This is a genomic window from Delftia sp. RIT313 (assembly GCF_000632165.1).
Classification (GTDB): Bacteria; Pseudomonadota; Gammaproteobacteria; order Burkholderiales; family Burkholderiaceae_C; genus Comamonas; species Comamonas acidovorans.
In genome coordinates, this window is record NZ_JFYT01000030.1 from 1 (window position 1) to 25,322 (window position 25,322).

At 69.0% G+C, this 25,322-nt stretch carries 18 protein-coding genes; 7 read left to right on the top strand and 11 right to left on the bottom strand.

Features of this window, described 5'->3' with window-relative positions; genetic code table 11:
* The 7 genes from BW39_RS05065 to BW39_RS05095 all read left to right on the top strand — a co-directional run.
* On the top strand, positions 1 to 998 hold a 998-nt coding region (locus BW39_RS05065; RefSeq protein ID WP_043820311.1), incomplete at its 5' end, for a DUF3108 domain-containing protein.
* Between the two features lie 205 nt (positions 999 to 1,203).
* On the top strand, positions 1,204 to 1,497 hold the full coding sequence (locus tag BW39_RS05070) for a BTH_I0359 family protein (protein ID WP_012203054.1): 294 nt from the start codon (positions 1,204 to 1,206) through the stop codon (positions 1,495 to 1,497).
* 241 nt (positions 1,498 to 1,738) lie between these two features.
* Entirely contained in the window at positions 1,739 to 3,187 is a 1,449-nt protein-coding gene (locus BW39_RS05075; protein ID WP_043820313.1) for an MFS transporter, read from the top strand.
* 13 nt (positions 3,188 to 3,200) lie between these two features.
* Positions 3,201 to 4,742 carry an FGGY family carbohydrate kinase gene (locus BW39_RS05080; protein ID WP_043820314.1) on the top strand — a complete coding sequence of 514 codons (1,542 nt, stop codon included), beginning with the start codon at positions 3,201 to 3,203 and terminating at the stop codon, positions 4,740 to 4,742.
* Positions 4,739 to 6,421, top strand: coding sequence for a glycerol-3-phosphate dehydrogenase/oxidase (locus tag BW39_RS05085; protein ID WP_043820317.1), 1,683 nt, complete (start codon positions 4,739 to 4,741; stop codon positions 6,419 to 6,421). Before BW39_RS05080 ends, BW39_RS05085 begins: the two co-directional genes overlap by 4 nt.
* The gene (locus BW39_RS05090) at positions 6,415 to 7,965 is read left to right on the top strand and encodes an FAD-binding oxidoreductase (RefSeq protein ID WP_043820319.1); all 1,551 of its coding nucleotides are present in this window, start codon (positions 6,415 to 6,417) and stop codon (positions 7,963 to 7,965) included. Before BW39_RS05085 ends, BW39_RS05090 begins: the two co-directional genes overlap by 7 nt.
* 1 nt (position 7,966) lies before the next feature.
* The gene (locus BW39_RS05095) at positions 7,967 to 8,533 is read left to right on the top strand and encodes a glycerol-3-phosphate responsive antiterminator (protein WP_012203049.1); all 567 of its coding nucleotides are present in this window, start codon (positions 7,967 to 7,969) and stop codon (positions 8,531 to 8,533) included.
* An 8-nt stretch (positions 8,534 to 8,541) separates the two neighbouring features.
* Here the strand turns inward: BW39_RS05095 and BW39_RS05100 are convergent, their stop codons facing one another.
* From BW39_RS05100 to BW39_RS05150, 11 genes are all read right to left on the bottom strand, one after another.
* A complete protein-coding gene (locus BW39_RS05100) occupies positions 8,542 to 9,636 on the bottom strand; it encodes an AbrB family transcriptional regulator (RefSeq protein ID WP_043820322.1) in 1,095 nt (364 codons plus the stop codon).
* A gap of 71 nt (positions 9,637 to 9,707) precedes the next feature.
* Complete coding sequence (locus tag BW39_RS05105) at positions 9,708 to 10,286, bottom strand: hemerythrin domain-containing protein (protein ID WP_052155281.1); 579 nt, start codon at positions 10,284 to 10,286, stop codon at positions 9,708 to 9,710.
* Positions 10,283 to 13,876, bottom strand: a complete 3,594-nt coding sequence (locus tag BW39_RS05110; RefSeq protein WP_043820325.1) for an LAGLIDADG family homing endonuclease — start codon at positions 13,874 to 13,876, stop codon at positions 10,283 to 10,285. Before BW39_RS05110 ends, BW39_RS05105 begins: the two co-directional genes overlap by 4 nt.
* Before the next feature lie 55 nt (positions 13,877 to 13,931).
* Entirely contained in the window at positions 13,932 to 14,609 is a 678-nt protein-coding gene (locus BW39_RS05115) for a carbonic anhydrase (protein ID WP_013804384.1), read from the bottom strand.
* A 14-nt stretch (positions 14,610 to 14,623) separates the two neighbouring features.
* Positions 14,624 to 15,445 carry a peptidylprolyl isomerase gene (locus BW39_RS05120; RefSeq protein ID WP_017405246.1) on the bottom strand — a complete coding sequence of 274 codons (822 nt, stop codon included), beginning with the start codon at positions 15,443 to 15,445 and terminating at the stop codon, positions 14,624 to 14,626.
* Between the two features lie 94 nt (positions 15,446 to 15,539).
* Positions 15,540 to 16,277: a respiratory nitrate reductase subunit gamma gene (gene narI / locus BW39_RS05125; protein ID WP_043820328.1), complete on the bottom strand. Its 738-nt coding sequence runs from the start codon at positions 16,275 to 16,277 to the stop codon at positions 15,540 to 15,542.
* On the bottom strand, positions 16,274 to 16,987 hold the full coding sequence (gene narJ / locus BW39_RS05130) for a nitrate reductase molybdenum cofactor assembly chaperone (protein ID WP_043820331.1): 714 nt from the start codon (positions 16,985 to 16,987) through the stop codon (positions 16,274 to 16,276). The genes narI and narJ overlap by 4 nt, the downstream gene beginning before the upstream one ends.
* An 11-nt stretch (positions 16,988 to 16,998) precedes the next feature.
* On the bottom strand, positions 16,999 to 18,540 hold the full coding sequence (gene narH / locus BW39_RS05135) for a nitrate reductase subunit beta (RefSeq protein WP_043820333.1): 1,542 nt from the start codon (positions 18,538 to 18,540) through the stop codon (positions 16,999 to 17,001).
* 18 nt (positions 18,541 to 18,558) lie between these two features.
* A complete protein-coding gene (locus tag BW39_RS05140) occupies positions 18,559 to 22,344 on the bottom strand; it encodes a nitrate reductase subunit alpha (RefSeq protein ID WP_043820335.1) in 3,786 nt (1,261 codons plus the stop codon).
* 47 nt (positions 22,345 to 22,391) lie between these two features.
* Positions 22,392 to 23,852: an MFS transporter gene (locus BW39_RS05145; RefSeq protein ID WP_043820416.1), complete on the bottom strand. Its 1,461-nt coding sequence runs from the start codon at positions 23,850 to 23,852 to the stop codon at positions 22,392 to 22,394.
* Positions 23,853 to 23,868: 16 nt separating this feature from the next.
* A complete protein-coding gene (locus BW39_RS05150) occupies positions 23,869 to 25,191 on the bottom strand; it encodes an MFS transporter (RefSeq protein ID WP_043820338.1) in 1,323 nt (440 codons plus the stop codon).
* Between the last annotated feature and the right edge of the window lie 131 nt (positions 25,192 to 25,322).

A 25,322-nucleotide genomic window follows, 5' to 3' on the forward strand; every position in this document is an offset into this window, starting at 1 on the left:
CGCCTGCAGCGCCCGTCCCCGCCTCGAAGGCGCCTGCGCCCAAGCCGCAGCAGCCTCGCCCCAAGGTCCAGCGCCCGGCACCCGCCGCACCCGCGCCCACGCCCGAACCGCTGGACACGCCCATCCGCGAAACCGTCGAACCCTTGCCGATGGCCGCAGCGCAGGAGCCTGCCGCATCGGACGCCTCGGAAACCGCCGCTGCCGATGCCGGCAGCGGGGCAACCCCGGCCACACCGCCGGCGCCGCCCGCTCCCAAGCCCGAACCCGAAACACCACCCACACCCTCGGCCGGCCCGGCCCAGGGCATGGCCATCACCTCGCCCGACGGCACGCCGCTGGCCTCCGACGCCCCCGTTCCCGTGCAAATGCCCGATCCCGCGCGGCTGTCGTTCGCCGTCACCGGCCAGGCCAAGCGCTTCAACTACTCGGCCAGTGCCGAGCTGGTCTGGCGCCATGCCAACGGCCAGTACCAGGCCAGCCAGGAAGTCAGCCTGTTCCTGCTGGGCTCGCGCTCGCAGACCAGCGAGGGCCGCATCACCGACAGGGGCCTGGAGCCCAGCCGCTTCAACGACAAGGCACGCAAGGAGCAATCGGCGCAGCTGGCGTTCGACCAGAACCTGGCGCACTTCAGCACGGGCGCGCCCGATGCCGCCATCGCGCCCGGCGCGCAGGACCGGCTCAGCGTGTTCCTGCAACTGTCGGCCCTGCTGGCGGCGGCGCCGCAGCGCTACCCGGCGGGCACGCAGATCAGCTTCATCACCGTCAGCGCACGGCGCGCCGACCGCTGGACCTTCCGCGTGGGCGAGACCGAGACGCTGGACCTGCCCTCGGGCAGTACGCAGGCGCTGCGGCTGGACAAGATCGCGGCGGCCGGCGATGACCAGCAGGCCTCGCTGTGGCTGGCGCCGTCCATGCAATACCTTCCCGTGCGCATCCGGCTGGCGCAGGACAACGGCGACTTCGCCGACCTGCAGCTCAAGGGCCGCCAGGCACCCTGATCGCGGGTAGGCCGGCACTTGCAGGCACCGCTGCCGCCCGCCTACCACAGCGCGGCCTGCGGCGCACGCCGCCGCGCATGCCAATCCGTGGAATACTGCATGCAAGTGCCTGTGATAGATCGGGACCCCCACGGTTCTTGAAATCCGGCGCTTCGCAGCCATGTAGGCTGTGCGACGCCCAGCAACGGGCCAGAAAGGGAACACCATGCAAATGCTTTACGACTCCGAATCTTTTGTGGTGCTCCATCTGCGTCCCGACATGGATCCGGATGCAACGGCTGGCAATGAGGCAGTCGACACCGCCCGCCAACTGCCACGCCACGGCTTCGAGATCGTGGACAAGCGCTCGGGCAAGGAGGTCTACCTGGACGGTTCCTGGGCCGAGATGTTCCAAAAGCAGATCATTGCCTGGCAGCTCGACGCCCCCACCGAGGAAGAGGTGGAAGACGCGCTGGATCGCTACGCCGGCCTGGCCCAGCAGCCCGTCGTGGTCCACTGACAGCACACAGCGCACGGCCCCCTGAAGGGGCCGCGTGCCAAGCCCGCCGCAGATTCTCTGCGGCGGGCTTTTTCTTTGGGCGCGGCCATTGCAAGGACCCTGGTGCTTTCACCGATCCGCAGCGAGCGCCTCCTGCCTAGAATCCTGAGCGCAGGTTCAAGATTTGAAGACCATCTGTGAGATGGTCTTGTCACGCCTGTGTGGTGTGCGCCGGCCTCTTGCAGACAACCAGGAGGCAGCGATGCAAACCACAGGCCACAGCATTCGTGGCGTTCATGATGTCATCTCGTACATCGACGCACGCCAGGGCATTTCAGGCCGCGCCGGCACCATCTGGTGGCTGGCACTCGGCGGCCTTTTCCTCGACGCCTTTTCCAACTCCGCGCTCAGCGTGGGCCTGGGGCCCATGACGCGCGACCAGCAGCTCACGCCGGCCGAGGTGGCCTGGATGACGTCGCTGGCCTCCTGGGTGTCCATCGCCTTCAACCCCATCGGCGGCTGGATGGCCGACCGCTGGGGCCGCATGCGCCCCCTGGTCATCGCCAAGGTGCTGGCCGTGGCCGGTGCGCTGCTGGTCAGCATGGCGCCCGACTACGCCACCATCCTCTTCGGCCGCTTCTTCGTGGGCGCGGCCTATGGCATCGACTTCGCCATCGCCATGGCGGTGCTGGCCGAATTCACGCCCGCCCGCCTCAAGAGCCGGCTCAATGTCTGGCAGGGCATGTGGTACATGGCCGTGTGCAGCAACCTGGTGCTGGCGCTGTGGTTCCACTCCTGGGATGTGGGCGATTCGCTGTGGCGCTACTCGGTCGCGGCCACGGCCGTGTTCGGCGTGTTCATCCTGGGCATGCAGGCCGCGCTGCTGGTGGAAAGCCCGACCTGGCTGGCACGCAAGGAGCGGCTTGATGACGCGGCCCGCGCCATGACGCGCATCTATGGCCAGACCTTCAGGGCAGCGCCCCTTGCCGAGCGCCTGCCCGTGCTCAACCCGGCCCGGCGCGGCCTGGCCAATGTGCTGCTGATCTTTCGCGGCATCTACCTGCCGCGCACGCTGCTGGCGGCCACGGTGCAGATAGGCCAGTCCATCCAGTACTTTGCCGTGGGCTGGTACCTGCCGCTGATCAGCGCCTCGCTGTTCGGCAAGGACTTCCGCGAGGCCACGCTGGGCGCGCTGGTGTTCAACGTGTTCGGCATCGTCGGCGGTTTCCTGTCGCCCGTCATCGGGCGCCGGCTGGGCCTGCGGCGGGCCTCGGCCTTCGGCTTTGCGCTGGTGTTCCTGATGCTGCTGGTGCTGGGCCTGTTCAACGGCCGCATGCCCATCTGGCTGGCCGTGGCCGTGCCCTCGCTGTTCATCCTCTTTCACTCGGGCGGGCCCGGCGCCAACGGCAAGAGCCTGTCCACCCTGTCGTTCCGCAGCGAGCTGCGCGCGGGCGCCAATGGCGTGATCGGTGCGCTGGGCGCCATGGGCGCGGCGCTGGGGCTGCTGGTGTTCCCGCTGTTCCGCCAGCAGTACGGGCTGGAGAACACCTTCCTCATCCTGTCCGTGGTGCCGCTGCTGGCCAGCATCGTCTGCTTTTCCATCCGCTGGGACCCCACGCGCACCACGGTGAATCCCGACGACGAGCCCGGCGCGCCCCAGTTCGCGGACGACGCAGCCCCGCCCGCCAAGGTCGCTCAAACCACCGCCTGAAAGAGACCACCCCATGCACCATGAAGCCGTGATCCTTTGCATAGACGAAGGCACCTCGGGCACGCGCGCCGCCGTCGTGGGACGCGACGGGCAGGTGTCCGCCCAGGACTATCTGCCGCTGGAAATCCACTGCCCGCGCCCCGGCGTGGTCGAGCAGAACGCCGACCTGCTGCTGGAGCGCACGCTGGACGTGTGCCGCCGCGCCATCGCCCGCGCCCAGGGCTGCGGCCAGCAGATCGTGGCCCTGGCCATTGCCAACCAGCGCTGCTCGGCCGTGCTCTGGGACACGGTCACGGGCCGGTCGCTGGCCCCCATCATGGTCTGGCAGGACTCGCGCCACCGCGACGAACTGGCCCTGCTGGCCGGCGACTGGGATGCCCGGCTGATCCGCCACGCGGGCCGGCCCGTGGGCGTGCGTTCGCCCTACCTGTGGGCCGCGCGCAAGCTGCGTGAGGATGCGGCCGTGGCCCGTGCCTGGCAGCAGCGCCGCCTGGCCTTCGGCACCATCGACTCCTGGCTGCTGTGGCATCTGTCGGATGCGCGCGCCGTGGTCACCACGCCCACCAATGTGACCTCGGGCAACGCCTATGCGCTGGGCGATCACCGCTACCTGCAGGACTGGCTGGACGCGCTGGAGTTTCCCGCCGAACTGCTGCCCCGCCTGTGCGAGGACGTGCAGGACTTCGGCCGCACGCGCACCGAGCTGCTGGGCCTGGCCGTGCCCATCCTGGCCTGCGCGGGCGACCAGCATGCGGCCGCCGTGGGCCTGGGCTGCCTGGAGCGGGGCCAGGCGCTGTGCGTGCATGGCACGGGCAGCTTCGTCGATGTGCTCACGGGAACAAAGCTGCCCGCGCATGACGCGGCCCATGAAAGCTCGCTGACCATGACCGCGCGGCGCATGGGCGGTGTCTCGCGCTATGCCATCGAGACCTATGTGCCCACCACGGGCTCGGCGCTCAACTGGATCTGCGAGAAGCTGCAGTGGTTCGACAACCCGCAGCAGATCAGCACCCTGGCCCGCGAGGCCGAGACGCCGGCCGACCTGGTCTTCATCCCCGCGCTCACGGGCCTGCGCCTGCCCGCCATGGAGCCGGGCGCGCGGGCCTCGATCTCGGGCGTGTCCATGGCCACCTCGCGGCCGCAGCTGGCGCGCTCCATCCTCGAAGGCATTGCGCATTCCGTGGCCTCCTGCGTGCAGGCGGACGAGGCGGCCTCTGGCACCGAGGTTGGCGAGCTGCTGGTGGGCGGCGGCCTGTCGGGCAGCGATGCGCTGCTGCAGATCCAGGCCGACCTGGGCGGCCTGCCCGTGCGCCGCCTGGCCGATACCGACAAGGCCAGCCTACGCGGCATCGCCTTCATGGCCGGCAGCGCGGGCCTGCTGTGGGACGGGCTGGAGCAGGCCTGCGCCACGCTGCGCACCGAAGCGGTCTTCACCCCGCGCATGGCGGCCGACGAGCGCGGCGAGCGCCGCCGCATCTGGCGCGCCCGCGTGGGCGACGAACTGGCCCGCGCCCGGGCCCCCGGCCGCAGCGCCGCCCTGGAGGGCTGCGCATGATGCAATGGCCCTTTGGCAAGGAGCGCAGGGACAGCGCCGCACTGACCCAGACCGCGCCGCTGCAGCTGCAGCGCGCGGACCAGCTCGCGCGGCTGGGTGACGAGGCCTTCGACCTGCTGGTCATCGGCGGCGGCATCACGGGCGCCTATGCGGCGCTGGACGCCAGCCTGCGCGGCCTGCGCGTGGCGCTGGTGGAGAAGGACGACTTCGCCTCGGGCACCTCGTCCAAGTCCTCCAAGATGGTGCACGGCGGCCTGCGCTACATCGAGCAGGGCAACCTGGGACTGGTGCGACACTCGCTGCTGGAGCGCCAGCGCCTGCGCCGCAATGCGCGGCATCTGGTGCAGCGCCTGCCCTTCCTGTTTCCCGTGATGGAGCGCGACGGCGTCTTCGACGCCCGCCTGGCCAAGGCCTTCGGCAGCCTGCTGTGGACCTATGACCTGGCCGGCGGCTGGCGCGAAGGCATCCTGCACCGCAAGCTCGGCAAGGCCGAGGTGCTGTCGCACTGCCCGAGCTTTCGCGAAGAGCAGCTCCTGGGCGGCTACATGTACTTCGACGCGCGCGTGGACGATGCGCGGCTCACGCTGGCCGTGGCCCGCACCGCGGCCTTCCATGGCGCGGCCGTGCTCAACCACTGCCAGGCCACCGCCGTCACGCGCAACGCCCACGGCCGCGTGGATGGCGCCATCGTCCAGGCCGATGGCCGCGAGATCACGGTGCGCGCGCGCAGCGTGGTCATGGCCACGGGCGTGTGGCTGCGCGACTGGGATGGCCGCAAGCCCGGCCAGGAGCCCCGGCTGCACGTGCGCCCCGCCAAGGGCGTGCACGTGGCCATTCCCTGGCTGCGCATACGCAACGACTGCACCGTCACCATTCCCGTGCCGGGCCGCAGCCGGCGCGCCACCATCACGCGCTGGGGCGATGTCTCCTACCTGGGAACCACCGACGAGGACTACGCAGGCGGCCTGGACGATGTGCACTGCACGCGTACCGAGCTGGACTTCCTGCTCGAAGGCGCCCGATCGGCGCTCAAGGTGGACCTGTCGCCCGAGGATGTGGTCGGCTCCATCGCCGGCTGCCGCCCCCTGGTCGGCCCGCCCGGCGGCAAGACCGTGGAGATGAAGCGCAACCACGAAATCCATGTGGCGGCCGACGGCCTGGTCACCATCGTCGGCGGCAAGCTCACCACCTCGCGCCACATGGCCGAGCAGACCGTGGACGCCGTGGAAAAACTGCTGGGCCGGCGCACGCGCTGCACCACCACCTCGGCCTTTGTGCTGGGTGCGGCCGGCTACGACGCCCAGGCCATCACGGCCACGGGCGGCCTGTCGGCCCACCTGGGCGAGCGCTACGGCACGGAGGCACGCTTCGTCAGCGACCTGCTGGCCGCACGCCCCGAACTGGCCCGGCCCATCGTGCAGGGCCTGCCCCATACCGAGGCCGAGGTCCTCTACGCCGTGCGCCACGAAATGGCGGCCAGCGTGGACGACGTGCTCTCGCGCCGCCTGCGCGCCCGCCTCATGGCGCGCGATGCATCGGCCCACGCCGCGCAGCGCGTGGGCGACATCCTGGCCGATGAACTGGGACTGGCACCCGCGCAGGTGGCGCAACAGGTCCACGACTACCGCCGCGCCGTGGAGCGCGAAAAACAGATTTTGATGGGAGACATCCAATGCTGAGCAAAGACGCAATCGCCCGCGGCTACAACCGCCGCAACTACGTGGTGGGCGCCCCCACGACCCCGGGCTGGGCGGCGCAGGCCGCACCTGCAGCCGACCGCCCTGCCTCCGAAGGTCCTGCCTGCGGCCTGCAGCACGAACCCGTGGCCGTGCCCGAGGCCGCGCTCGCCGCACTGCGCACCGCCTGCGACCGCGTGCAGACCGAGCGCGCCGAGATCGTCGCCGGCACGCGCGACTGGTGGGCCCGCACCATGGTGGCCGAGACCTCGGGCCACCCGGCCACGCCGCAGGCCGTCATCGCCCATGCATCCACCGTGGAGCAGGTGCAGGCCGTGATGCGCATTGCCGACGCGCACGCCATTCCCGTTACCGTCTCGGCCGGGCGCAGCAACGTCACGGGCGCGGCCCTGCCCCTGCGCGGCGGCATCGTGCTGGACCTGTGCGAACTCAACCGTTTCATCGCCATGGACGAGCAAAGCCAGATCGTCGAGGTCGAGGCGGGCATGTTCGGCGACGTGTTCGAGGAAACCATCCAGCGCCGCCACGGCATGACCATGGGCCACTGGCCCTCGTCCTTCGGCATCAGCACCGTGGGCGGCTGGGTGGCCTGCCGGGGCGCGGGCCAGCTGTCCACGCGCTACGGAAAGATCGAGGACATGGTCCACGGCATGGACGTGGTGCTGGCCGATGGCCGCCTCGTCACCGTGGGCGGCTACGCGCGCGCGGCCATCGGCCCGGACCTGCAGCAGCTGTTCATCGGCTCGGAAGGCACGCTGGGCGTGATCGTGCGCATCCGCTTCAAGCTGCACCGCCTGCCCGACCACGGCCGCGCCATCGCCTATGGCTTCGCCAGCTTTGCCCAGGGCCTGGAGGCCTGCCGCCAGATCCTGCAGCAAGGCGCCAACCCCGCCGCGCTGCGGCTGTATGACGCACTGGAAAGCGGCGTGCAATTCGGCCGCAGCGACCTCAACGTGCTGCTGATCGCCGACGAAGGCGCACCCGAGATCGTCGATGCCGTCATGGCCATCTGCGAACGTGTGTGTGCACCCTTGGGTGAACGGCTGGACGGCGCCGCCACCCTGGAGCGCTGGCTGGACACGCGCTACCTGACCGGCAAGAGCGCCGAGGGCTTCAAGAAAGGCCCGGGCTTCGTCGCCGACACGCTGGAGATGTGCGGCCCCTGGAAAGACCTGCCGGCCATCTACGAGGAAGTGGTCGCCGCCCTGCAGGCCATCCCCGGCACCCTGGCCGGCTCGGCCCACCAGTCGCATGCCTATGTGGATGGCGCCTGCCTGTACTTTTCGCTGCGCGGCGAGGTGGCCGTGGACCAGCGCGCCCAGTGGTACCGCGCGGCCTGGGACGCGGCCAACGCCGTGCTGCTGCGCCACGGCGCCACGCTCAGCCACCACCACGGCGTGGGCCTGCTGCGCGCGCCCTACATGCGGCAATCGCTGGGCCCGGCCTTTGCCCTGCTGGAGGCCACCAAGCGCATGCTGGACCCCAAGAACCTGCTCAACCCCGGCAAGCTGGGGCTGGACCTCTGACATGGGCCGCCCGGACAACTCCCTGGGCGCGCGGCTGGCGCGCCGCCCCGTCATCGCCACCCTGTACGGGGCCGAGCAGATGGACGCGCTGCTGGCCAGCCAGGCCGAAGTCGCCATCGTCGCCAACATCGAACTGCGCCGCCTGCGCTCGGTGATCTCCACCATCACCGGGGCGGGCAAGATCGCCATCGTCAACATCGACAGCTGCGACGGCATCTCGCCCGACAAGGGCGGCGTGGACTACCTTGTGGACCTGGGCGCCAGCAGCCTGCTGTCCACGCGCGTGGCCACCATCCAGCGCGCCAACAAGGCCGGGCTGCTGACCATGCAAAAGGTCTTCGTCACCGACCGCTCCACCTGGCCGCGCAGCATCAAGGCCGTGGAGCAGAGCGACCCCAACCTCGTGCAGATCATGCCCGCCCCCATGCTGGCCCACATCACCGAGGCCGAGCGCCGCATCCTGCCGCCGCTCGTGGCCTCGGGCTTCGTCTGCAGCCAGGAGCAGGTCCAGCAGGCGCTGGCCGGTGGGGCGATTGCGGTGTCTACCAGCGACAGTGGGCTGTGGTGAGGTGGACCCTAGGCCGTGCGCGACGCGGCCGGCCCGCGCGCCTCCACCCAGCGGAACAGCGGCGCCACCAGCAGCAGCACGGCGATCAGCCGGCAGACCTGGAAGGCCGTGACCACGGGCACGCCCAGCTGCAGCACCTTGGCGGTGATGGCCATCTCGGTGATGCCGCCCGGCGAGGTGCCCAGCAGCAGCGTGACCCAGGGCAGGTCCACGGCCAGGTGCAGCAGCCAGGCAAATCCCGCGCAGATCGCCATGAGCCCCACGGTGCCCACGGCCACGGAACCCAGCCAGCGCGGCGCGGTGTGCAGGAATTCGCGCTTGAAGCGCACGCCCAGGCTGATGCCGATCACCAGCTGCGCCGCATTGACCAGGGCCTGGGGCACGGCCGACAGTTCCTGGCCGCACATGGTCAGCAGCATGGACACCAGCAGCGCGCCCAGGAACCAGGGGTTGGCCCGCTTGAGCCGGTCCATGGCCCAGGCGCCCAGTCCCGTGAGCACGGCCAGCAGCGCCAGCCCCGGCCATTCGACGATGCGGATGCTGGGAGGCGTCAGCCCCTCCAGCCCATGCAGGCCGCTCCACTGCAGCGCAAACGGAATGCTCACGGTGACGATGACCAGGCGCAGGCTGTGGCTGGCCGCCACCAGGTCGGTGCGCGCGTTCTCGCGCTCGGCCAGCAGCGTCATTTCAGAGGCCGCGCCAATGGCGCCCGCGAAGTAGGTGGTGGCGCGCATCTCGCCAGCCGGTATCTGCGGCATGCGCGGCGCATGCACGCGGTACAGCCAGGCGCCGAAGCCCCAGCCCAGCAGCAGCGCCCAGACGATGGCCACGGCAATCGCCCACCACAGCCCCGCGATCAACTGCACCACGGCCGGCGTGAAATACAGGCCCAGCGAGGCGCCGATGATCCACTGCCCGCCGTTGCGCAGCCGGCCCGCGCTGGCCGTGGGCGCGCCCAGGATGGAGGCCAGCGAGGTGGCGATCAGCGGCCCCAGCATCCAGGGCAGCGGCGTGCGCAGCCACAGGCACAGCTGGGCGGCGGCAAAGGCGCCCAGCAGGGTCAGTGCGATGCGAAGCAGGAAAATGGGGCGGCGCTCGGGCATGGCAGGCGAGGCGGGACAGGTTCAAAGCCTGCGAGTATCGCCGCGCCGGCTCCCGCGCGCTGCCGGCGGCGCTATCTCCGTGACAGGTCCGCGCCCCGGCGCACGGCCATCTCACGGCCCATGGCCGCCTGCGTTGCCTCTGGCAGCAGGCCGCGCGCCTGCGGGTAGGCCAGCCGCTCTTCATTCTCGACATGGCTGGCATAGCAGGCCGCGAAGCGTTCGAACACCGCCTCGTCAGCCGCGCCAAAGCCCTGGCAACGCCCCTCGGCCATGTCCAGCAGCGGCTGGCGCGCCAGCGTCCAGTCGGCGCTCATCAGGCCGTGCTCGCGCTGCAGGCGCTGCACCAGGGCCACGGTCTGCGCATCGCCCTGCTCCAACAGCGGCGGGAAGACATGCAGCTCCTCATCCTCATGGTGCAGAGGCGCCGCCTGGTCGAAGTAGCGCAGGATGTCGCGCGCCGCCTGGCGTGCGCTGTCGTCGCAACCTTTGGTCCGGAGATACACGCGCAGCCGGTCCAGCAGCGCCAGCATGCGCAGCACGCGCTCGTGGCAGGCTTCGAGCATCTCGAAGGGCTGGTCGAAGCCCGTGCCGGGCGCGCGCCAACCGGGCACGGCATCGCCCTGCGGGCGCGGGGCCACGGTAACTTTCACCCGCAACTCCCCAGGTTGCCGCAGGCCGTGCAGTACTCGCAGCCGTCCTTGCGGATCACGGCATGGGCGCCGCATTCCTCGCATTTGCGGCCGGCCATGACCATGGGGTCGGTGGCCAGAGCTTCGGGCTCGGGCAGCGGCGATGGGGCGGGCGGCGCGCCGCTGCCGCGCCGGGCCAGGATGTTCTGCACCGCATAGGCGATGGCGGCCACCTCGGAGTCGTGCCACATGGGCACGCGCGTGCCGTCGTCGCGCTGGAGGGTGCCCAGGCGCACGGGGCCCCGGTCCCAGGCCACCTTGCGCATGTCGCTGAGGGCGCGCTCCAGGAAGCCGCCGCGCGCGGCCAGTGACAGCAGGCGCATGCTGGAGGTCACCCATTGCTGGGATTCGCCGCTCTGGCCCACGGGCATGAAGAATTCGATGGCGCGGTCCACCGTGCGGCCATCGGGCAGCACCACGGGCAGGAAGGAGACGACCAGGTACAGGCGCTTGGGGCCTTGCTGGGTCCAGTACTCGATCTTCTCGGCCACGGCGTCCAGCGCGCCCTGCGGGCGGCTTTCTATCACGGTGCGCAGGGGGTCGGGTGCGGAAGCCGCGGCCCCTGCCGGCGCGGGGGAGGCCGGCTTTTCAGCAGATTCAGGCGCATGGGTCTCGAGCACAGCGCCCAGGATGGTGTTGGGCCGGTAGGTGGCCAGGCCCTTGAGGCCGGCCTTCCAGGCCTGGCGGTACAGGTCCTTGAAGTCCTCGTAGGGATAGTCGGCGGCCACGTTGACGGTCTTGGAGATCGCCGTGTCCACGAAGGGTTGCACGGCCTGCATCATGGCGATGTGGCCGGCCGCAGGCATCTGCAGCGCGCTGACGAAGTAGTCGGGCAGCTGCTGCACGTCGCCGCCCAGCGAGCGGTACAGGCGCCAGGCATGGTCTTCGACCGCGTACTCGGCGCTGCCGCCATCGGCCGTGCGCTTCTTGCGCTTGTAGGTCCAGGAGAACGGCGGCTCTATGCCGTTGGAGGCGTTGTCGGCAAAGGCCAGGCTGACCGTGCCCGTGGGCGCGATGGACAGCAGGTGACTGTTGCGTATGCCGTGCGTGCGTATGCGCTGGCGCAGCGCATCGGGCAGGCGGCTTGCGAAGGTGCCTTCGGCCAGATAGCCATCGGCGTCGAACTTGGGGAAGGCCCCCTTCTCGCGCGCCAGCTCCACCGAGGCGCCGTAGGCCGCATCGCGCATGCGCTCGGCAATGCGCGCGGCCATGGCCCGGCCCTCGGGCGCGTCGTAGCGCAGGCGCAGCATGGCCAGCGCATTGCCCATGCCCGTGAAGCCCACGCCGATGCGCCGCTTGGCCTCGCTTTCCTCGCGCTGCTGCGGCAGCGGCCACCAGGTCAGCTCCAGCACGTTGTCCAGCGCACGCACCTGCACGGCCACGGCGCGCTCGAAGGCCTCGAAGTCGAACACAGGCTCGCCCGCGAAGCCGAACGGATGGCGCACGAAGCGCGTGAGGATGACGGGGCCGAGGTCGCAGCAGCCGTAGGAGGGAAGCGGCTGTTCGCCGCAGTTGTGCACATACAGGCCATTGGCGTCGAAGGCGTGGCAGTCTGCCACCGTGACGTCATAGACCATTTCCTCGCCGTCGCTCTCCAACGCCTGGACGGTGGCAGTGAAGCGCTCACGGTTCGGGGTACGCCGGTACTGGGCCAGGGCCTGCTCCAGCCGTTCGGCCTTGTCGGTGTCCGCAAGGCCTATGCGGTCGGCAAAGATGCCAAGGTTGTCGCCGCTGATGACCAGTTCATGCTGTGCCTGGGTTGCATAGTCGCGCTGGCCGCCTTTGCCGTCGGGCATGGCGCGCAGTTGGGCTGGCCGACGGTTCTCATAAATCGTCGACGCCATGCCCTGGCGCAGCAGCATGCGCTGCACGGTACGCAGCAACTCAGAATCGCTCTGGGACAGGCGCAGGCTCAAGCCCTTGTCCTGTGTGCCCTGAACCGATCCATCGGCATCAAACAGGCCGCGCAGCAGCCCTGCGGAAAATGCAGAAGAGGCCGCTTCCATGGACTTGGTGATGCACTTGCGCCCTGGCTCCATCCCCATGCCAAGCGCCAGATCGCGCAATGCGGCACTGGCCATGCGCGCCTCGCCACGTCCAGCCACTGGCCGCTGGAATCCACGGAAATCCGCGCGGTGACGCAAGCTGGCTGCTGCAGCCTCGGCGGCCTGCATGATGCCTGCCGCGCCCGTGGCGGCATAGGCCACCGCACTGCCGGCGTTGCCTGCGACCTGGCGCAGCTCGGGCGCCCATACGCTGATCACGGCCTTGTCGGCCTTGAGGGTTCCATCGCCTATCAGCAGGCCCAGCAGGTAGCCTTCGGCCTCGGTGCCCTGCCCATCCCAGCCTTGAAACGCACGGTGGTTGTGCAGCAGTACCTCGTCGCCTGCCTGCAGTTGGGCGGCCGGAGTCCATTCAGCCTGCAACGCATAGCGCGTGCGGCGAGCGACACGCCGCACCAGATGGTCTGCGGTCAGGCGCAGCACCTGGCCCTCGCGTGTGGTCAGCCGCAGCACCGGCTTGCGGCCGGTGGCAAAGAAGCCCGCGCTTTCGGTGGCGTAAACCTGGCCGTCGACCACGGCGCCAAATGTCTTTCCGACGAGGTCTGCAACCTGAGCTGGTCCCGACTCGGTGAGTACCCAGGTATCTGCCGTGACGCAAGGATTCGTCGCCGCGATCTCCTCGCAGTAGCGCAGGTTGTTGTCGTCGTTGATGTGGTCCAGGAAGAGGATGCCGGGCTCGGCGAAGTCGTAGGCCGAGCGCATGATGGTGTCCCACAGCGTGCGGGCGGGCAGGGTCTGGTAGACCCACTGGCCGTCGGCGCGCTGGTGGGCACCCTGCTCCAGCAGGGCGGTGCCGGGGCGGGCGCGATGCACCAGGTGCCAGGGCCGGTCTTCGGCCACGGCCTGCATGAACGCGTCGCTGACGCCGACCGAGACGTTGAAGTTGTTCCAGCGGCCCGGCGTGCGCTTGGCGGTGATGAATTCGAGCACGTCGGGGTGGTCGATGCGCAGCACGCCCATCTGGGCGCCGCGCCGCGCGCCCGCGCTTTCCACGGTGGCGCAGGACTGGTCGAAGACGTTGATGTAGCTGCACGGGCCCGAGGCCAGCGAGGCGGTGGCGCGCACCTCGGCGCCACGGGGGCGGATGCGCGAGAAGTCGTAGCCCACGCCGCCGCCGCGGCGCATGGTTTCGGCGGCTTCGCGCAGGGCTTCGTAGATGCCGGGGTAGCCGCCGTCGTCCACGCCCTGGATGCAGTCGCCCACGGGCTGCACGAAGCAGTTGATCAGCGTGGCCTGCAGGTCGGTGCCGGCCGCGCTCATGATGCGCCCTGCGCCTATGGCGCCGGCCTGCAGGTTGGCCAGGAACAGGGCCTCGCATTCGGCGCGGCGCGCCTCGGGCTCGACCGAGGCCAGGGCGCGGGCCACGCGGGCGTAGAGCTCGCCCACGCCGGTCTCGCCGTCCTTGAGGTATTTCTCGCGCAGCACATCGAGGCTGATGGGCTGCAGATCCGCCGCGTCCTGCGCGCGGCCCAGGTTTTCGCGATGCATTGGCATGGCTCCCGTGTTGACTTGCCTGCCGCCGTCCCTGGCACTTGCTCGGGCCTCAGTCGACAAGCACTTGTCCATCATGCTCCACGTAGGGCGGGTACGGCCCGGTGCCGCTGTGCGGAGCTTGAGATGCCGCAACAAAGCGGCCGGTCTGGACATCGAAGACATGGACTTCGCCGTCTTCGATGACATAGTGCCATCCGTGCAGGCTGAGCTGCCCGGCCTCTACCCGCGATCTCACCATGGGATAGTCCATCAGCCGTTCGAGCTGCAGCACGACGGCGCGCTGCTCGGTGCGGCGCAGCGCCTCGGGGCCGGCCTGCACGGGCAGCACGGCCTCGCGGCCCAGGTCCAGCCAGCGCTGCAGGTTGCGCGCCTCGGGCGAGACTTCTCCATACAGGGCCTTGATGGCCCCGCAGTGGCTGTGGCCGCAGACCACGATGCGGCTGACCTGCAGGTTGAGCACGGCGAATTCGATGGCCGCCGCCGTGCCGTGGTGGCCGTGCGATCCGTCGTACGGCGGCACGAAGGCGCCCACGTTGCGCACCAGGAACAGCTCGCCCGGCGGCGCCCCCGTGAGCAGGTAGGGCACGAGGCGCGAGTCCGAGCAGCCGATGAACAGCGTGGTCGGGTGCTGGCCCTCGTCGACCAGGGTGCGGAACTGCGCGCGGTACTGCGGGAAGGCGTGCTCGTGGAAGCGCCGCAGGCGCAGCAGCAGTTCGTCGTCGGGCATGGGCACTTCCCCGGCTATTGCACCAGCGGCGAGTCGGCCGCAGCGATGCGCACGCCCACCACTTCGGACTGGCCGGCCAGCAGTTGCAGGTACTGGTGGAGCGCGCTCACCCAGGTCTGCTGGTGCAGGGCCTGGGCGACGGCCGGGCGCGCCTGCTGCCAGTCGGGCAGAACGCCCGCCTCGCGCGCGCAGACTTCGACCACGTGCAGGCCGAAGCGGCTGTGCACCAGGCGCGGCAGCACGCCGATTTCCTGGGAGGCAAAGACGTCGCGCGCGAATTCGGGCGCGCAGTCGCTGCGGCCCAGCCAGCCCAGTTCGCCGCCGTGCTGGCCGCTGGGGCAGTTGGACCATTGGCGCGCGGCCTCGGCAAAGCGCAGGCCGCCGTCGTCGGCGCAGCGCAGCTCGATCAGCAGGGCCTCGGCCCGCTGGGTGAGGGCACGCACGTCCACGCCGGGCGTGACGGCAAACAGTACGTGGCGCAGGCGCACGCGCTCGCCCTGGGCGAAGCGCGCGGGGTTGGCATCGAAGTGGCGGCGGCAGGCGTCCTCGCCGGGCTCGGGCAGGTGCAGCGATTGCTCCAGCAGCTGCTCTATGGCCTGGGAGGCGCGCTCGCTGATGACGCCGTCGTCGCCGGCCGCATCATCGGCGCCCAGCAGGCCTTCGCGCTGGGCCGCCTGGCGCAGCAGCTCGGTGCAGGCGCGCTGGCGCAGTTCGCGCTCGGGCGGGCGCTGTCCGGGTGCGTGCAGCGGCGTGTTGTTGATGCGGGCCACCTCGGCACCGGCCTCGCCCACGGGCTGGAAGGCCGGCACTTCGGGAATCGCCGGGAGATCCCCCATCGGGGAAGAAGAAGTAGAAGAAGAAGGGGTTGAAGACGCGCAGCCGCAGTGGCCGCCGCCCGATCCGTTGCATCCATGTTCCATGTCGATCTCCTCAATGGCCGGGCTTGGCGTCACGGCGTGCCGCTGATGCGGGCAGGCCCAGGCGGCGCGAGCGCACCAGCTGGTAGGGGCGCAGCAGGTAGACCAGGGTGCCGAAGCCGCTCCAGACGTGGACCAGGCGCGTGAAGGGGAAGACCAGGAAGATGCTCATGCCCAGGAACATGTGGGCCTTGAACACCCAGCCGGCATCGGCCAGCAGTTGGGCTGCGCCGCCACGGAAGGTGACGATGCGCTGCGCCCATTCGGCCAGGGCCATCATCATGGAGCCGTCCATGTGCTTTGCCGACAGCGGGATGGTGGCCAGACCCAGCAGCAGCTGCAGCCACAGCAGCCAGAGGATGGCGATGTCGCTGAACCTGGAGTTGGCGCGGATGCGCACGTCCGACAGCCGGCGGTGCAGCAAGATGGTGAGGCCGATGAAGCCCAGCGTGCCCGCGATGCCGCCGCTGACCATGGCCAGCAGCTGCTTGGCGCCTGCGGCCATGAAGGGCTCGTAGACGAAGTGCGGCGTGAGCATGCCCACGGTGTGGCCGAAGAACAGGAACAGCACGCCGATGTGGAACAGGTTGCTGCCCCAGCGCAGGCTGCCGCTGCGCAGCAGCTGCGATGAGTCGCTCTTCCAGGTGTACTGGTCGCGGTCGAAGCGCAGCCAGCTGCCGATGAAGAACACGGCCAGGCAGATGTAGGGGTAGAGGCCGAAGAGCAGGTGGTCTATCCAGGAGGGGGTCATGTCAGGCTCCTTTGGCGGGGTCCTTGGGCTTGGGGCGCCGCCGTGCGGCGTACGAAATGCACGGGCTGCTCGGCGCCGGGACGGGATTTGCCCTGGCTGCTGCAGCCGTCGAAGGCGGCGGGTTCGGCCCAGGCCTCGTCCATGGCGGGCTCGGGGCGGATTTCCACGCGCTCGGCCCTGTGGCCGGTGATCTCCAGCACGGCAGCGATCACGCTGGCATAGGGGCTGTCGCGCCGCGCCAGCGCCGTGAACAGGGCGTTGAGGATGTGGGCCATCTCGCCCAGGAATTCACGGGCGATGGCCGGCGGCTGGGTGGAGGCGAACTCCAGCACCACGGCCAGGTGGTCGGGCAGTTCGTCGGCCTCGAAGGCCAGGCCCGCGCGCTCGTAGGTCTGCTGCAGGTCGATCAGCGCCGGGCCCCGGTCGGCCGAGTCGCCGTGCACATGCTCGAACAGGTGCAGCGAGGTCTGGTGGCCCCGGTCGAAGGTGTCCACGTAGCGGGCCTCGGCCTCGAAGGGGTCCATGGACTGCAGCTGCTCGGCCAGCTGCTGCAACTCGCGCAGCCGCGCGGGCGCCACGGATTGCTCCAGGCGCAGGGCGTCGATCAGGCCCGGCAGCAGGGCGCGCAGCTCGGCGCCGGGGTAGCCGATGAGGCAGGCCAGCGCGCGCAGCGTCAGGCGCACGGGGGAGGAGGTGTTGTGATTGAACATGGCGGCAGTCCTCACATTTGCGCGCGGATGGGGATGGTGCGCGGCTTCTTGCCGCCGAACAGGCTGGCGTCGGTGTTGCCGTCGGAGCAGCCGTTGCCGAACGAGAAGCCGCAGCCGCCGCGCAAATCGAACGCGCTTTCGGCGTATTCGCGGTGGGCCGAGGGGATGACGAAGCGGTCCTCGTAGTTGGCGATCGCCATGGTCTGGTACATGTCCTCGACCTCGTGCACCGTCAGTCCCGCGTACTGGAGCACGGCCAGGTTCTGTTCCTGGTCCACGTGCTTGCTGCGCTGGTACGCGCGCATGGCCAGCATGCGCTCCAGCGCGCGCACCACGGGCGTGGTGTCGCCGGCGGTGAGCAGGTTGGCCAGGTACTGCACGGGGATGCGCAGCTGCGAGACATCGGGCAGGTCGCCATTGATGGGGCTGCGGCCGACACTGTCGAGATGCCCGGCGTTCGCCGCCGAGGTGATGGGCGACAGCGGCGGCACATACCAGACCATGGGCAGGGTGCGGTACTCGGGGTGCAGCGGCAGGGCCACCTTCCAGTCCACGGCCATCTTGTAGACGGGGCTGGACTGGGCGGCCTCGATCCAGGCGTCGGGGATGCCGTCGATGCGGGCCTGGCGGATGACCTCGGGGTCATTGGGGTCCAGGAAGATGTCCAGCTGCGCCTGGTAGAGGTCGCGGTCGCGCTCCACGCTGGCCGCCTCCTCGATGCGGTCGGCGTCGTACAGCAGCACGCCCAGATAGCGGATGCGGCCCACGCAGGTTTCGGAGCAGACGGTGGGCTGGCCGGCCTCGATGCGCGGGTAGCAGAAGATGCATTTTTCGGCCTTGCCGCTTTGCCAGTTGTAGTAGATCTTCTTGTAGGGGCAGCCCGAGACGCACATGCGCCAGCCGCGGCACTTGTCCTGGTCGATGAGGACGATGCCGTCCTCCTCGCGCTTGTAGATCGAGCCCGAGGGACAGGACGCCACGCAGGCCGGGTTCAGGCAGTGCTCGCACAGGCGCGGCAGGTACATCATGAAGGTGTTCTCGAACTGGCCGTAGATGTCCTTCTGGATCTGCTCGAAGTTCACGTCATGGCTGCGCTTGCTGAATTCGCCGCCCAGGATTTCCTCCCAGTTCGGACCCCATTCGATCTTCTCCATGCGCTGGCCCGAGATCAGGCTGCGCGCGCGCGCCGTGGGCGCGGCCTTGCTTTCCCTGGCCGACTGCAGGTGCTCGTAGTCGTAGGTGAAGGGTTCGTAGTAGTCGTCGATCTGGGGCAGGTTGGGGTTGGCGAAGATGCGCATCAACAGGCTCCACTTGCCGCCCTGGCGGGGCGCGATGGAGCCGTCCGTGCGGCGCATCCAGCCGCCGTTCCACTTGGCCTGGTTTTCCCACTCGCGCGGGTAGCCGATGCCGGGCTTGGTCTCGACGTTGTTGAACCAGGCGTATTCGACGCCGGGGCGGCTGGTCCAGACGTTCTTGCAGGTGACGGAGCAGGTGTGGCAGCCGATGCACTTGTCCAGGTTCAGCACCATGCCGATCTGTGCGCGGATTTTCATCGTGTTTCTCCTTGTTGTTCAGGCATGGGCGGCTGCGCCGGCCTCGGCTTCGTCGTCAAGCCAGTCGATGCGGCGCATCTTTCGGACCAGGACGAACTCGTCGCGGTTGGTGCCGATGGTTCCGTAGTAGTTGAAGCCGTAGCTGTACTGCGCGTAGCCGCCGATCATGTGGGTGGGCTTGAGCACGATGCGCGTGACCGAGTTGTGGATGCCGCCGCGCGTGCCGGTGATCTCCGAGCCCGGCGTGTTGATGGTCTTCTCCTGCGCGTGGTACATCATCACCATGCCCGGCTTGACGCGCTGGCTGACCACGGCCCGCGCCGCGATGGCGCCGTTGGCGTTGTACAGCTCCACCCAGTCGTTGTCGGCGATGCCGGCGCTCTTGGCGTCGTCCTCGCTGAGCCAGACGATGGGGCCGCCACGCGCCAGCGTGAGCATCATCAGGTTGTCGCCATAGGTGGAGTGGATGCCCCACTTCTGGTGCGGCGTGATGAAGTTCAGCGCGATCTCGGGGTGGCCGTTGGGCTTTTGGCCCTGCACTTCCTGCAGCGCCTTCATGTGCACGGGCGGGCGGTAGCTGACGAAGCCTTCGCCGAAGTCGCGCATCCACGGATGGTCCTGGTAGAACTGCTGGCGGCCGGTGAGGGTGCGCCATGGGATCAGCTCATGCACGTTGGTGTAGCAGGCGTTGTAGCTGACCTTCTCGCTTTCCAGGCCCGACCAGGTGGGCGAGCTGATGATCTTGCGCGGCTGGGCCTGGATGTCGCGAAAGCGGATCTTCTCGTCCTCGCGGTGCAGGGCCAGGTGGGCGTGCTCGCGCCCCGTCTGCTTCGACAGCGCCTCCCAGGCCTTGACGGCCACGTGGCCGTTGGTCTCGGGCGCCAGCATCATCACCACCTCGGTGGCGTCGATGTCGGTGACGATGCGCGGGCGGCCCTGGCTCACGCCTTCCTCGCGCACCAGGCCGTTGAGCTCGCCCAACTGCTCCACCTCGGTCTCGGTGTTCCAGCCGATGCCCTTGCCGCCGTTGCCCAGCCTGTCCATCAGCGGGCCCAGGGCCGTGAAGCGCTTGTAGAGGTTGGGATAGTCGCGCTCGACCACCGCAATCTGCGGCGCGGTCTTGCCGGGGATCAGGGCACACTCGCCCTTCTTCCAGTCGCGCACGCCATCGGGCTGGGCCAGCTCGGCGGGGGTGTCGTGCATCAGCGGCGTCAGCACCACGTCCTTTTCCACGCCCAGGTGGCCCACGCAGACCTCGCTGAAGGACTTGGCGAAGCCCTTGTAGATCTCCCAGTCGCTCCTGGCCTGCCAGGCCGGGTCCACGGCCGCCGACAGCGGATGGATGAAGGGGTGCATGTCGCTGGTGTTGAGGTCGTTCTTCTCATACCAGGTGGCCGTGGGCAGGACGATGTCCGAGTACAGGCAGGTGGTGCTCATGCGGAAGTCCAGCGTGACCAGCAGGTCCAGCTTGCCTTCGGGCGCCTTGTCGTGCCAGCGCACTTCCTGCGGCTTGGCTTCATCGTGGCCCAGGTCTTTTCCTTGCACGCCATGGGTGGTGCCCAGCAGGTGCTTGAGGAAGTACTCATGGCCCTTGCCCGAGCTGCCCAGGATGTTGGAGCGCCACACGAACATGTTGCGCGGCCAGTTGGCCGGGTGGTCGGGGTCCTCGCAGCTCATGGACAGCGAGCCGTCCTGCAGGGACTGCACCACGTGGTCCTTCACGTCCAGGCCCTGGGCCTGGGCGTCGCGCACCAGCTGCAGCGGGTTGGCCTGCAGCTGCGGTGCGCTGGGCAGCCAGCCCATGCGCTCGGCGCGCACGTTGTAGTCGATCATGGCGCCGCCGTACTGGCTGCGGTCGGCCAGCGGGGACAGCACCTCTTCCACGCCCAGCTTCTCGTAGCGCCACTGGTCGGTGTGGGCGTAGAAGAAGCTGGTGGAGTTCATCTGGCGCGGCGGGCGCAGCCAGTCCAGCGCAAAGGCCAGCGCGGTCCAGCCGGTCTGCGGGCGCAGCTTTTCCTGGCCCACGTAGTGCGCCCAGCCCCCGCCGCTCTGGCCTATGCAGCCGCACAGCATCAGCATGTTGATGATGCCGCGGTAGTTCATGTCGCAGTGGTACCAGTGGTTCATGGCCGCGCCGATGATGACCATGGACTTGCCGCGCGTCTTCTCGGCGTTGTCGGCGAACTGGCGCGCAATGGCGATCACCTGGTCACGCGGCACGCCGGTGATCTTTTCCTGCCAGGCCGGGGTGTAGGGCGCATCGGCGTCATAGCCGCCATCAGCGCCCTCGCCTTCCAGACCGCGGTGGATGCCGTAGTTGCCCGCCAGCAGGTCGAACACGGTGGCCACGATGGCCTCCTCGCCGTCCAGCACCATGCGCGAGACGGGCACGCGGCGCAGCAGCACATCCGTGCCCTGCTCGTTGGCGTCAAACCCCGGCGACTGCAGGCCGCCGAAGTAGGGGAAGGCCACGTCGGCCACTTCACTGTCCACGCCCTGGCCGTCCAGCACCGAGAGCTTGAGCTGCACGTCATTGCCCGTGCGCGCCTCCTTGGATTCGAGGTTCCACAGGCCCTCGTCGGCACGGCCGGCCTCGCCCCAGCGAAAGCCGATGGAGCCATTGGGCAGGGCCACGCCGCCGTCCTCGCCGTAGGCCACGGTCTTCCATTCGGGGTTGCTGTCCTGGCCCAGGTGGCCGTCGAAGTCGCTGGCGCGCACATAGCGCTCGGGCACCAGGGCCGTGCGGCCATCGGGCAGTTGCTGGCGCTTGAGGCGGATCAGCAGCGGCAGGTCGGTGTAGCGGCGCGCATAGTCCTCGAAATAGGCCGGGCGGCCGCGCTCGCCGAAGTAGAACTCCTTGAGGATGACGTGGCCCATGGCCATGGCCACGGCGGCATCCGTGCCCTGCTTGGGGTGCATCCACAGGTCGGCCAGCTTGGCGACCTCGGAGTAGTCGGGCGTGACGGCCACGACCTTGGCGCCCTTGTAGCGGACCTCGGTGAAGAAGTGGGCGTCGGGGGTGCGCGTCTGGGGCACGTTGGAGCCCCAGGCGATGATGAAGTTGGAGTTGTACCAGTCGGCGCTCTCTGGCACGTCGGTCTGCTCGCCCCAGGTCTGGGGGCTGGCCGGCGGCAGGTCGCAGTACCAGTCGTAGAAGCTCATGCACACGCCGCCGATCAGGCTCAGGTAGCGGCTGCCTGCGGCATACGAGATCATGGACATGGCCGGAATCGGCGAGAAGCCGATGATGCGGTCCGGCCCGTGCTTCTTGATGGTGTAGACGTTGGCCGCCGCGATCATGCGGTTGACCTCGTCCCAGCTGCTGCGCACGAAGCCGCCCAGGCCGCGCTGCTTTTGCCACTCGCTGCGCGCATCCTCGTTCTCGACGATGGCGGCCCAGGCATCGACCGGGCTCCTGGCCACGGCCAGGGCAGCACGCCAGTGCTTGAGCAGCCGGCCGCGCACCATGGGGTATTTGACGCGGTTGGCGCTGTACAGGTACCAGCTGTAGCTGGCGCCGCGCGCGCAGCCGCGCGGCTCGTGGTTGGGCAGGTCGGCGCGCGTGCGCGGGTAGTCGGTCTGCTGGGTCTCCCAGGTCACGATGCCGCCCTTGACGTAGATCTTCCACGAGCACGAGCCCGTGCAGTTCACGCCGTGCGTGGAGCGCACCACCTTGTCATGCGCCCAGCGGTCGCGGTAGGCGTCTTCCCAGGTGCGGTCCTCGCCCGTCACCTGGCCATGGCCGTTGGAGAATTCCTGCCGGGGCAGGGAGAAGTAGGAAAGCTTGTCCAGAAAATGGCTCATCGCGGGACTCCTTGTTGTTCGTTGCGGTGCGGTCTGCGGCCCAGGGCTCAGCAGGGCATCTCGGCGTTCCTGCGCGCGTAGTACCACCAGGTCACGCCCACGCACAGCACATAGAAGGCGGCAAACACCCACAGCGCCAACTCGGGCCCGCCCGTGGCGGCGATGGAGCTGCCGTAGCTCTTGGGGATGAAGAAGCCGCCGTAGGCTCCCAGCGCGCCCGCAAAGCCCAGGGCGGCCGCGCCTTCGGTATTGCCCTCCTTGAGGGCATGGGCCTGCGCTTCCTCGCTGGGATGGGCGCCGAGCTCGCGCTGCTTGAGGGCCAGGAAAATCGCCGGGATCATGCTGAAGGTCGATCCGTTGCCGATGCCCGTGGTCAGGAACAGCACCAGGAACATCAGGAAGAAGCCCATGAAGCTGCCCTCGGCAGGGCCGAAGCCCAGCGCGTAGCCGCCGCTGCCCTTGGGCAGGAAATACAGCACGCCCACCACGGCCACGGCCATGACGAGGAAGTTCCAGAACGTCACGCGCGCGCCGCCCGCCTTGTCGGCCAGCCAGCCGCCAAAGGGCCGCGACAGCGCGCCCAGCAGCGGGCCCAGCCAGGCATAGGCCAGCGGATTGACCGCCGGGAACTGGCTCTTGATCAGCAGCGGAAAGCCGGCGGCAAAGCCGATGAACGAGCCGAAGGTGCCCAGGTACAGCAGGCACATCACCCAGTTGTGCTTGCGCCGGAAGATGGCGGCCTGGGCCGCGAAGCTGGCCTTGGCGTCGGCGATGTCGTTCATGCCGAACCAGGCGGCCAGCGAGGCGATGGCGATCCACGGCACCCAGATGAAGGCCGCGTTCTGCGCCCACACCCGGGTGGTCTCGCCGGCCTTGGTGATGGTCTGCGCATCGCCGCCGAAGACGCCGAAGATGCCGGCCGTGATCACCAGCGGGCTCAGGAACTGCACCACCGACACGCCCAGGTTGCCCAGGCCCGCGTTCACGCCCAGGGCCGAGCCCTTGCGCTCCTTGGGAAAGAAGAAGCTGATGTTGGCCATGCTGGAGCTGAAGTTGCCCCCGCCCAGGCCGCACAGCAGGGCCAGGATCAGCATGGTCGGATAGCCGGTGCTGGCGTCCTGCACGGCGTAGCCGATGCCGATGGCCGGGATCAGCAGCGAGGCCGTGGACAGCGCCGTCCAGCGGCGCCCGCCCATCAGCGGCACCATGAAGGAATAGAAGATGCGCAGCGTGGCGCCCGACAGCGCGGGCGCCGCCGCCAGCCAGAACAGCTGGTTGGTGGAGTAGGTGAAGCCCAGCGCGGGCAGGTTCACGGCCACCACGCTCCAGACCTGCCAGATGGCAAAGGCCAGGAACAGGGCGGGCACCGAGATCCAGAGGTTGATCCTGGCGATGGCCTCGCCCTCGCGCTCCCAGAACTGTTTGTCCTCGGGGCGCCAGAGGGTCAGCACGCTGCCGGGGCGGCTGCGCGCGGATGCCTTTGCGGCGGTCTTGGTGTTCGCATGCATGTGCAACTCCTGCGGTTCAGCGCGCGGCCGGCTGCACATCGCTGTGGCCGCCGTGGCTGTTGAGCACGTCGGTGCGGCGCACCTCGGTGAAATACATCCAGATCAGCGATACCCCGACCACGCCGTACAGCAGCATGAAGGCGCTGGAGCGGATGCCCGTCCAGTCCAGCAGCACGCCGAACAGGATGGGCAGGATGAAGCCGCCCATGCCGCCGGCCAGGCCCACGATGCCGCTGATGGCGCCGATGTTTCCGGGGTAGTCGTCGCTGATGTACTTGAAGACGCTGGCCTTGCCGAAGGCCATGGCAATGCCCAGCACGAACATCAGCGCGGTGAAGGCATAGACGTTCAGGCCCAGGTGAAAGCGGGTGCTGCCCTCGGTGGTGAGCACCGTGAAATCGGTCTGCGGATAGGACAGCAGGAACAGGCAGATCCAGCACACCCACAGCACCCACCAGGTCACGCTGTGTGCGCCGTACTTGTCCGACAGCCAGCCGCCGATGGCGCGCAGCACGCCGCCCGGCAGTGAAAAGCAGGCCGCCAGCAGGGCCGCCACGCGGATGTCCAGGCCGTACTCGCCCACGTAGTACTGCACCATCCACAGGCTCAGCGCCACATAGCCGCCGAAGACGATGCTGTAGTACTGGCAGTACTTGAGCACGCGCGGGTCCTTGAGCGCCTTCAGCTGGTCGCTGAAGCGCACGTTGCTGGGCACCAGGTGGGCCGGGTCGCTGTGGCTGAACAGCCAGAACAGCACCAGCGCGCCCAGCATGATGGCCGCATAGGCATGCGGCACGGCGGCCCAGCCGAAGGCCACCAGGATCACCGGCGCCACGAACTTGTTGACCGCCGCGCCCGAGTTGCCCGCGCCGTAGATGCCCATGGCCATGCCCTGGCGCTCCTTGGGAAACCAGCGTGCCACATAGGGCGTGCCCACCGAGAACGAGCCGCCCGCCAGGCCCACGAACAGGCCGATGGTCAGGAAGTGCCAGTACTCGGTGGCATAGCCCATCACCCAGATCGCGGGCACGGTGACGGCCATCAGCACCGCCATCACGATGCGCCCGCCGAAGCGGTCGGTCCAGATGCCCAGCGGCACGCGCACCAGCGAGCCCGTGAGCACGGGCATGGCCGTGAGCAGGCCGAACTGCGTGGCGTTCAGATCCAGCATCTTCTTGATGGGGATGCCGATGATGCCGAACATCATCCAGACCATGAAGCAGACCGTGAAGGCCAGGGTGCTGACGGCCAGGACCGACCAGGCCTGGCGGTCGTGGCGTGTGCCTGTGCTGGTGCTCTTGCGGGGGTCGCCCTGTGCGGTGGGCGCTGTGTTTGCCATTTTGTTTTCCTCGTGGGGGCTATGGCTTCCATGGTCCCGCGCGAGGGCCGCGCCGCACATCCGCCAGCCGTACGCTCGGACAAGGCGGAAGAACTAGGAGCGCGCAGGCGGGCCTAGTTCCAAAGAACTAT

What these genes read in the sequence shown, in the direction of transcription:
- narI (WP_043820328.1), bottom strand. Translation starts at nt 16,277, where the DNA reads ATGACCCCCTCCTGGATAGACCACCTGCTCTTCGGCCTCTACCCCTAC.
- BW39_RS05100 (WP_043820322.1), bottom strand. Translation starts at nt 9,636, where the DNA reads ATGCCCGAGCGCCGCCCCATTTTCCTGCTTCGCATCGCACTGACCCTG.
- BW39_RS05075 (WP_043820313.1), top strand. Translation starts at nt 1,739, where the DNA reads ATGCAAACCACAGGCCACAGCATTCGTGGCGTTCATGATGTCATCTCG.
- BW39_RS05150 (WP_043820338.1), bottom strand. Translation starts at nt 25,191, where the DNA reads ATGGCAAACACAGCGCCCACCGCACAGGGCGACCCCCGCAAGAGCACC.
- BW39_RS05085 (WP_043820317.1), top strand. Translation starts at nt 4,739, where the DNA reads ATGATGCAATGGCCCTTTGGCAAGGAGCGCAGGGACAGCGCCGCACTG.
- BW39_RS05095 (WP_012203049.1), top strand. Translation starts at nt 7,967, where the DNA reads ATGGGCCGCCCGGACAACTCCCTGGGCGCGCGGCTGGCGCGCCGCCCC.
- BW39_RS05120 (WP_017405246.1), bottom strand. Translation starts at nt 15,445, where the DNA reads ATGGGGGATCTCCCGGCGATTCCCGAAGTGCCGGCCTTCCAGCCCGTG.
- BW39_RS05070 (WP_012203054.1), top strand. Translation starts at nt 1,204, where the DNA reads ATGCAAATGCTTTACGACTCCGAATCTTTTGTGGTGCTCCATCTGCGT.
- BW39_RS05110 (WP_043820325.1), bottom strand. Translation starts at nt 13,876, where the DNA reads ATGCATCGCGAAAACCTGGGCCGCGCGCAGGACGCGGCGGATCTGCAG.
- BW39_RS05090 (WP_043820319.1), top strand. Translation starts at nt 6,415, where the DNA reads ATGCTGAGCAAAGACGCAATCGCCCGCGGCTACAACCGCCGCAACTAC.
- BW39_RS05115 (WP_013804384.1), bottom strand. Translation starts at nt 14,609, where the DNA reads ATGCCCGACGACGAACTGCTGCTGCGCCTGCGGCGCTTCCACGAGCAC.
- narH (WP_043820333.1), bottom strand. Translation starts at nt 18,540, where the DNA reads ATGAAAATCCGCGCACAGATCGGCATGGTGCTGAACCTGGACAAGTGC.
- narJ (WP_043820331.1), bottom strand. Translation starts at nt 16,987, where the DNA reads ATGTTCAATCACAACACCTCCTCCCCCGTGCGCCTGACGCTGCGCGCG.
- BW39_RS05145 (WP_043820416.1), bottom strand. Translation starts at nt 23,852, where the DNA reads ATGCATGCGAACACCAAGACCGCCGCAAAGGCATCCGCGCGCAGCCGC.
- BW39_RS05080 (WP_043820314.1), top strand. Translation starts at nt 3,201, where the DNA reads ATGCACCATGAAGCCGTGATCCTTTGCATAGACGAAGGCACCTCGGGC.
- BW39_RS05140 (WP_043820335.1), bottom strand. Translation starts at nt 22,344, where the DNA reads ATGAGCCATTTTCTGGACAAGCTTTCCTACTTCTCCCTGCCCCGGCAG.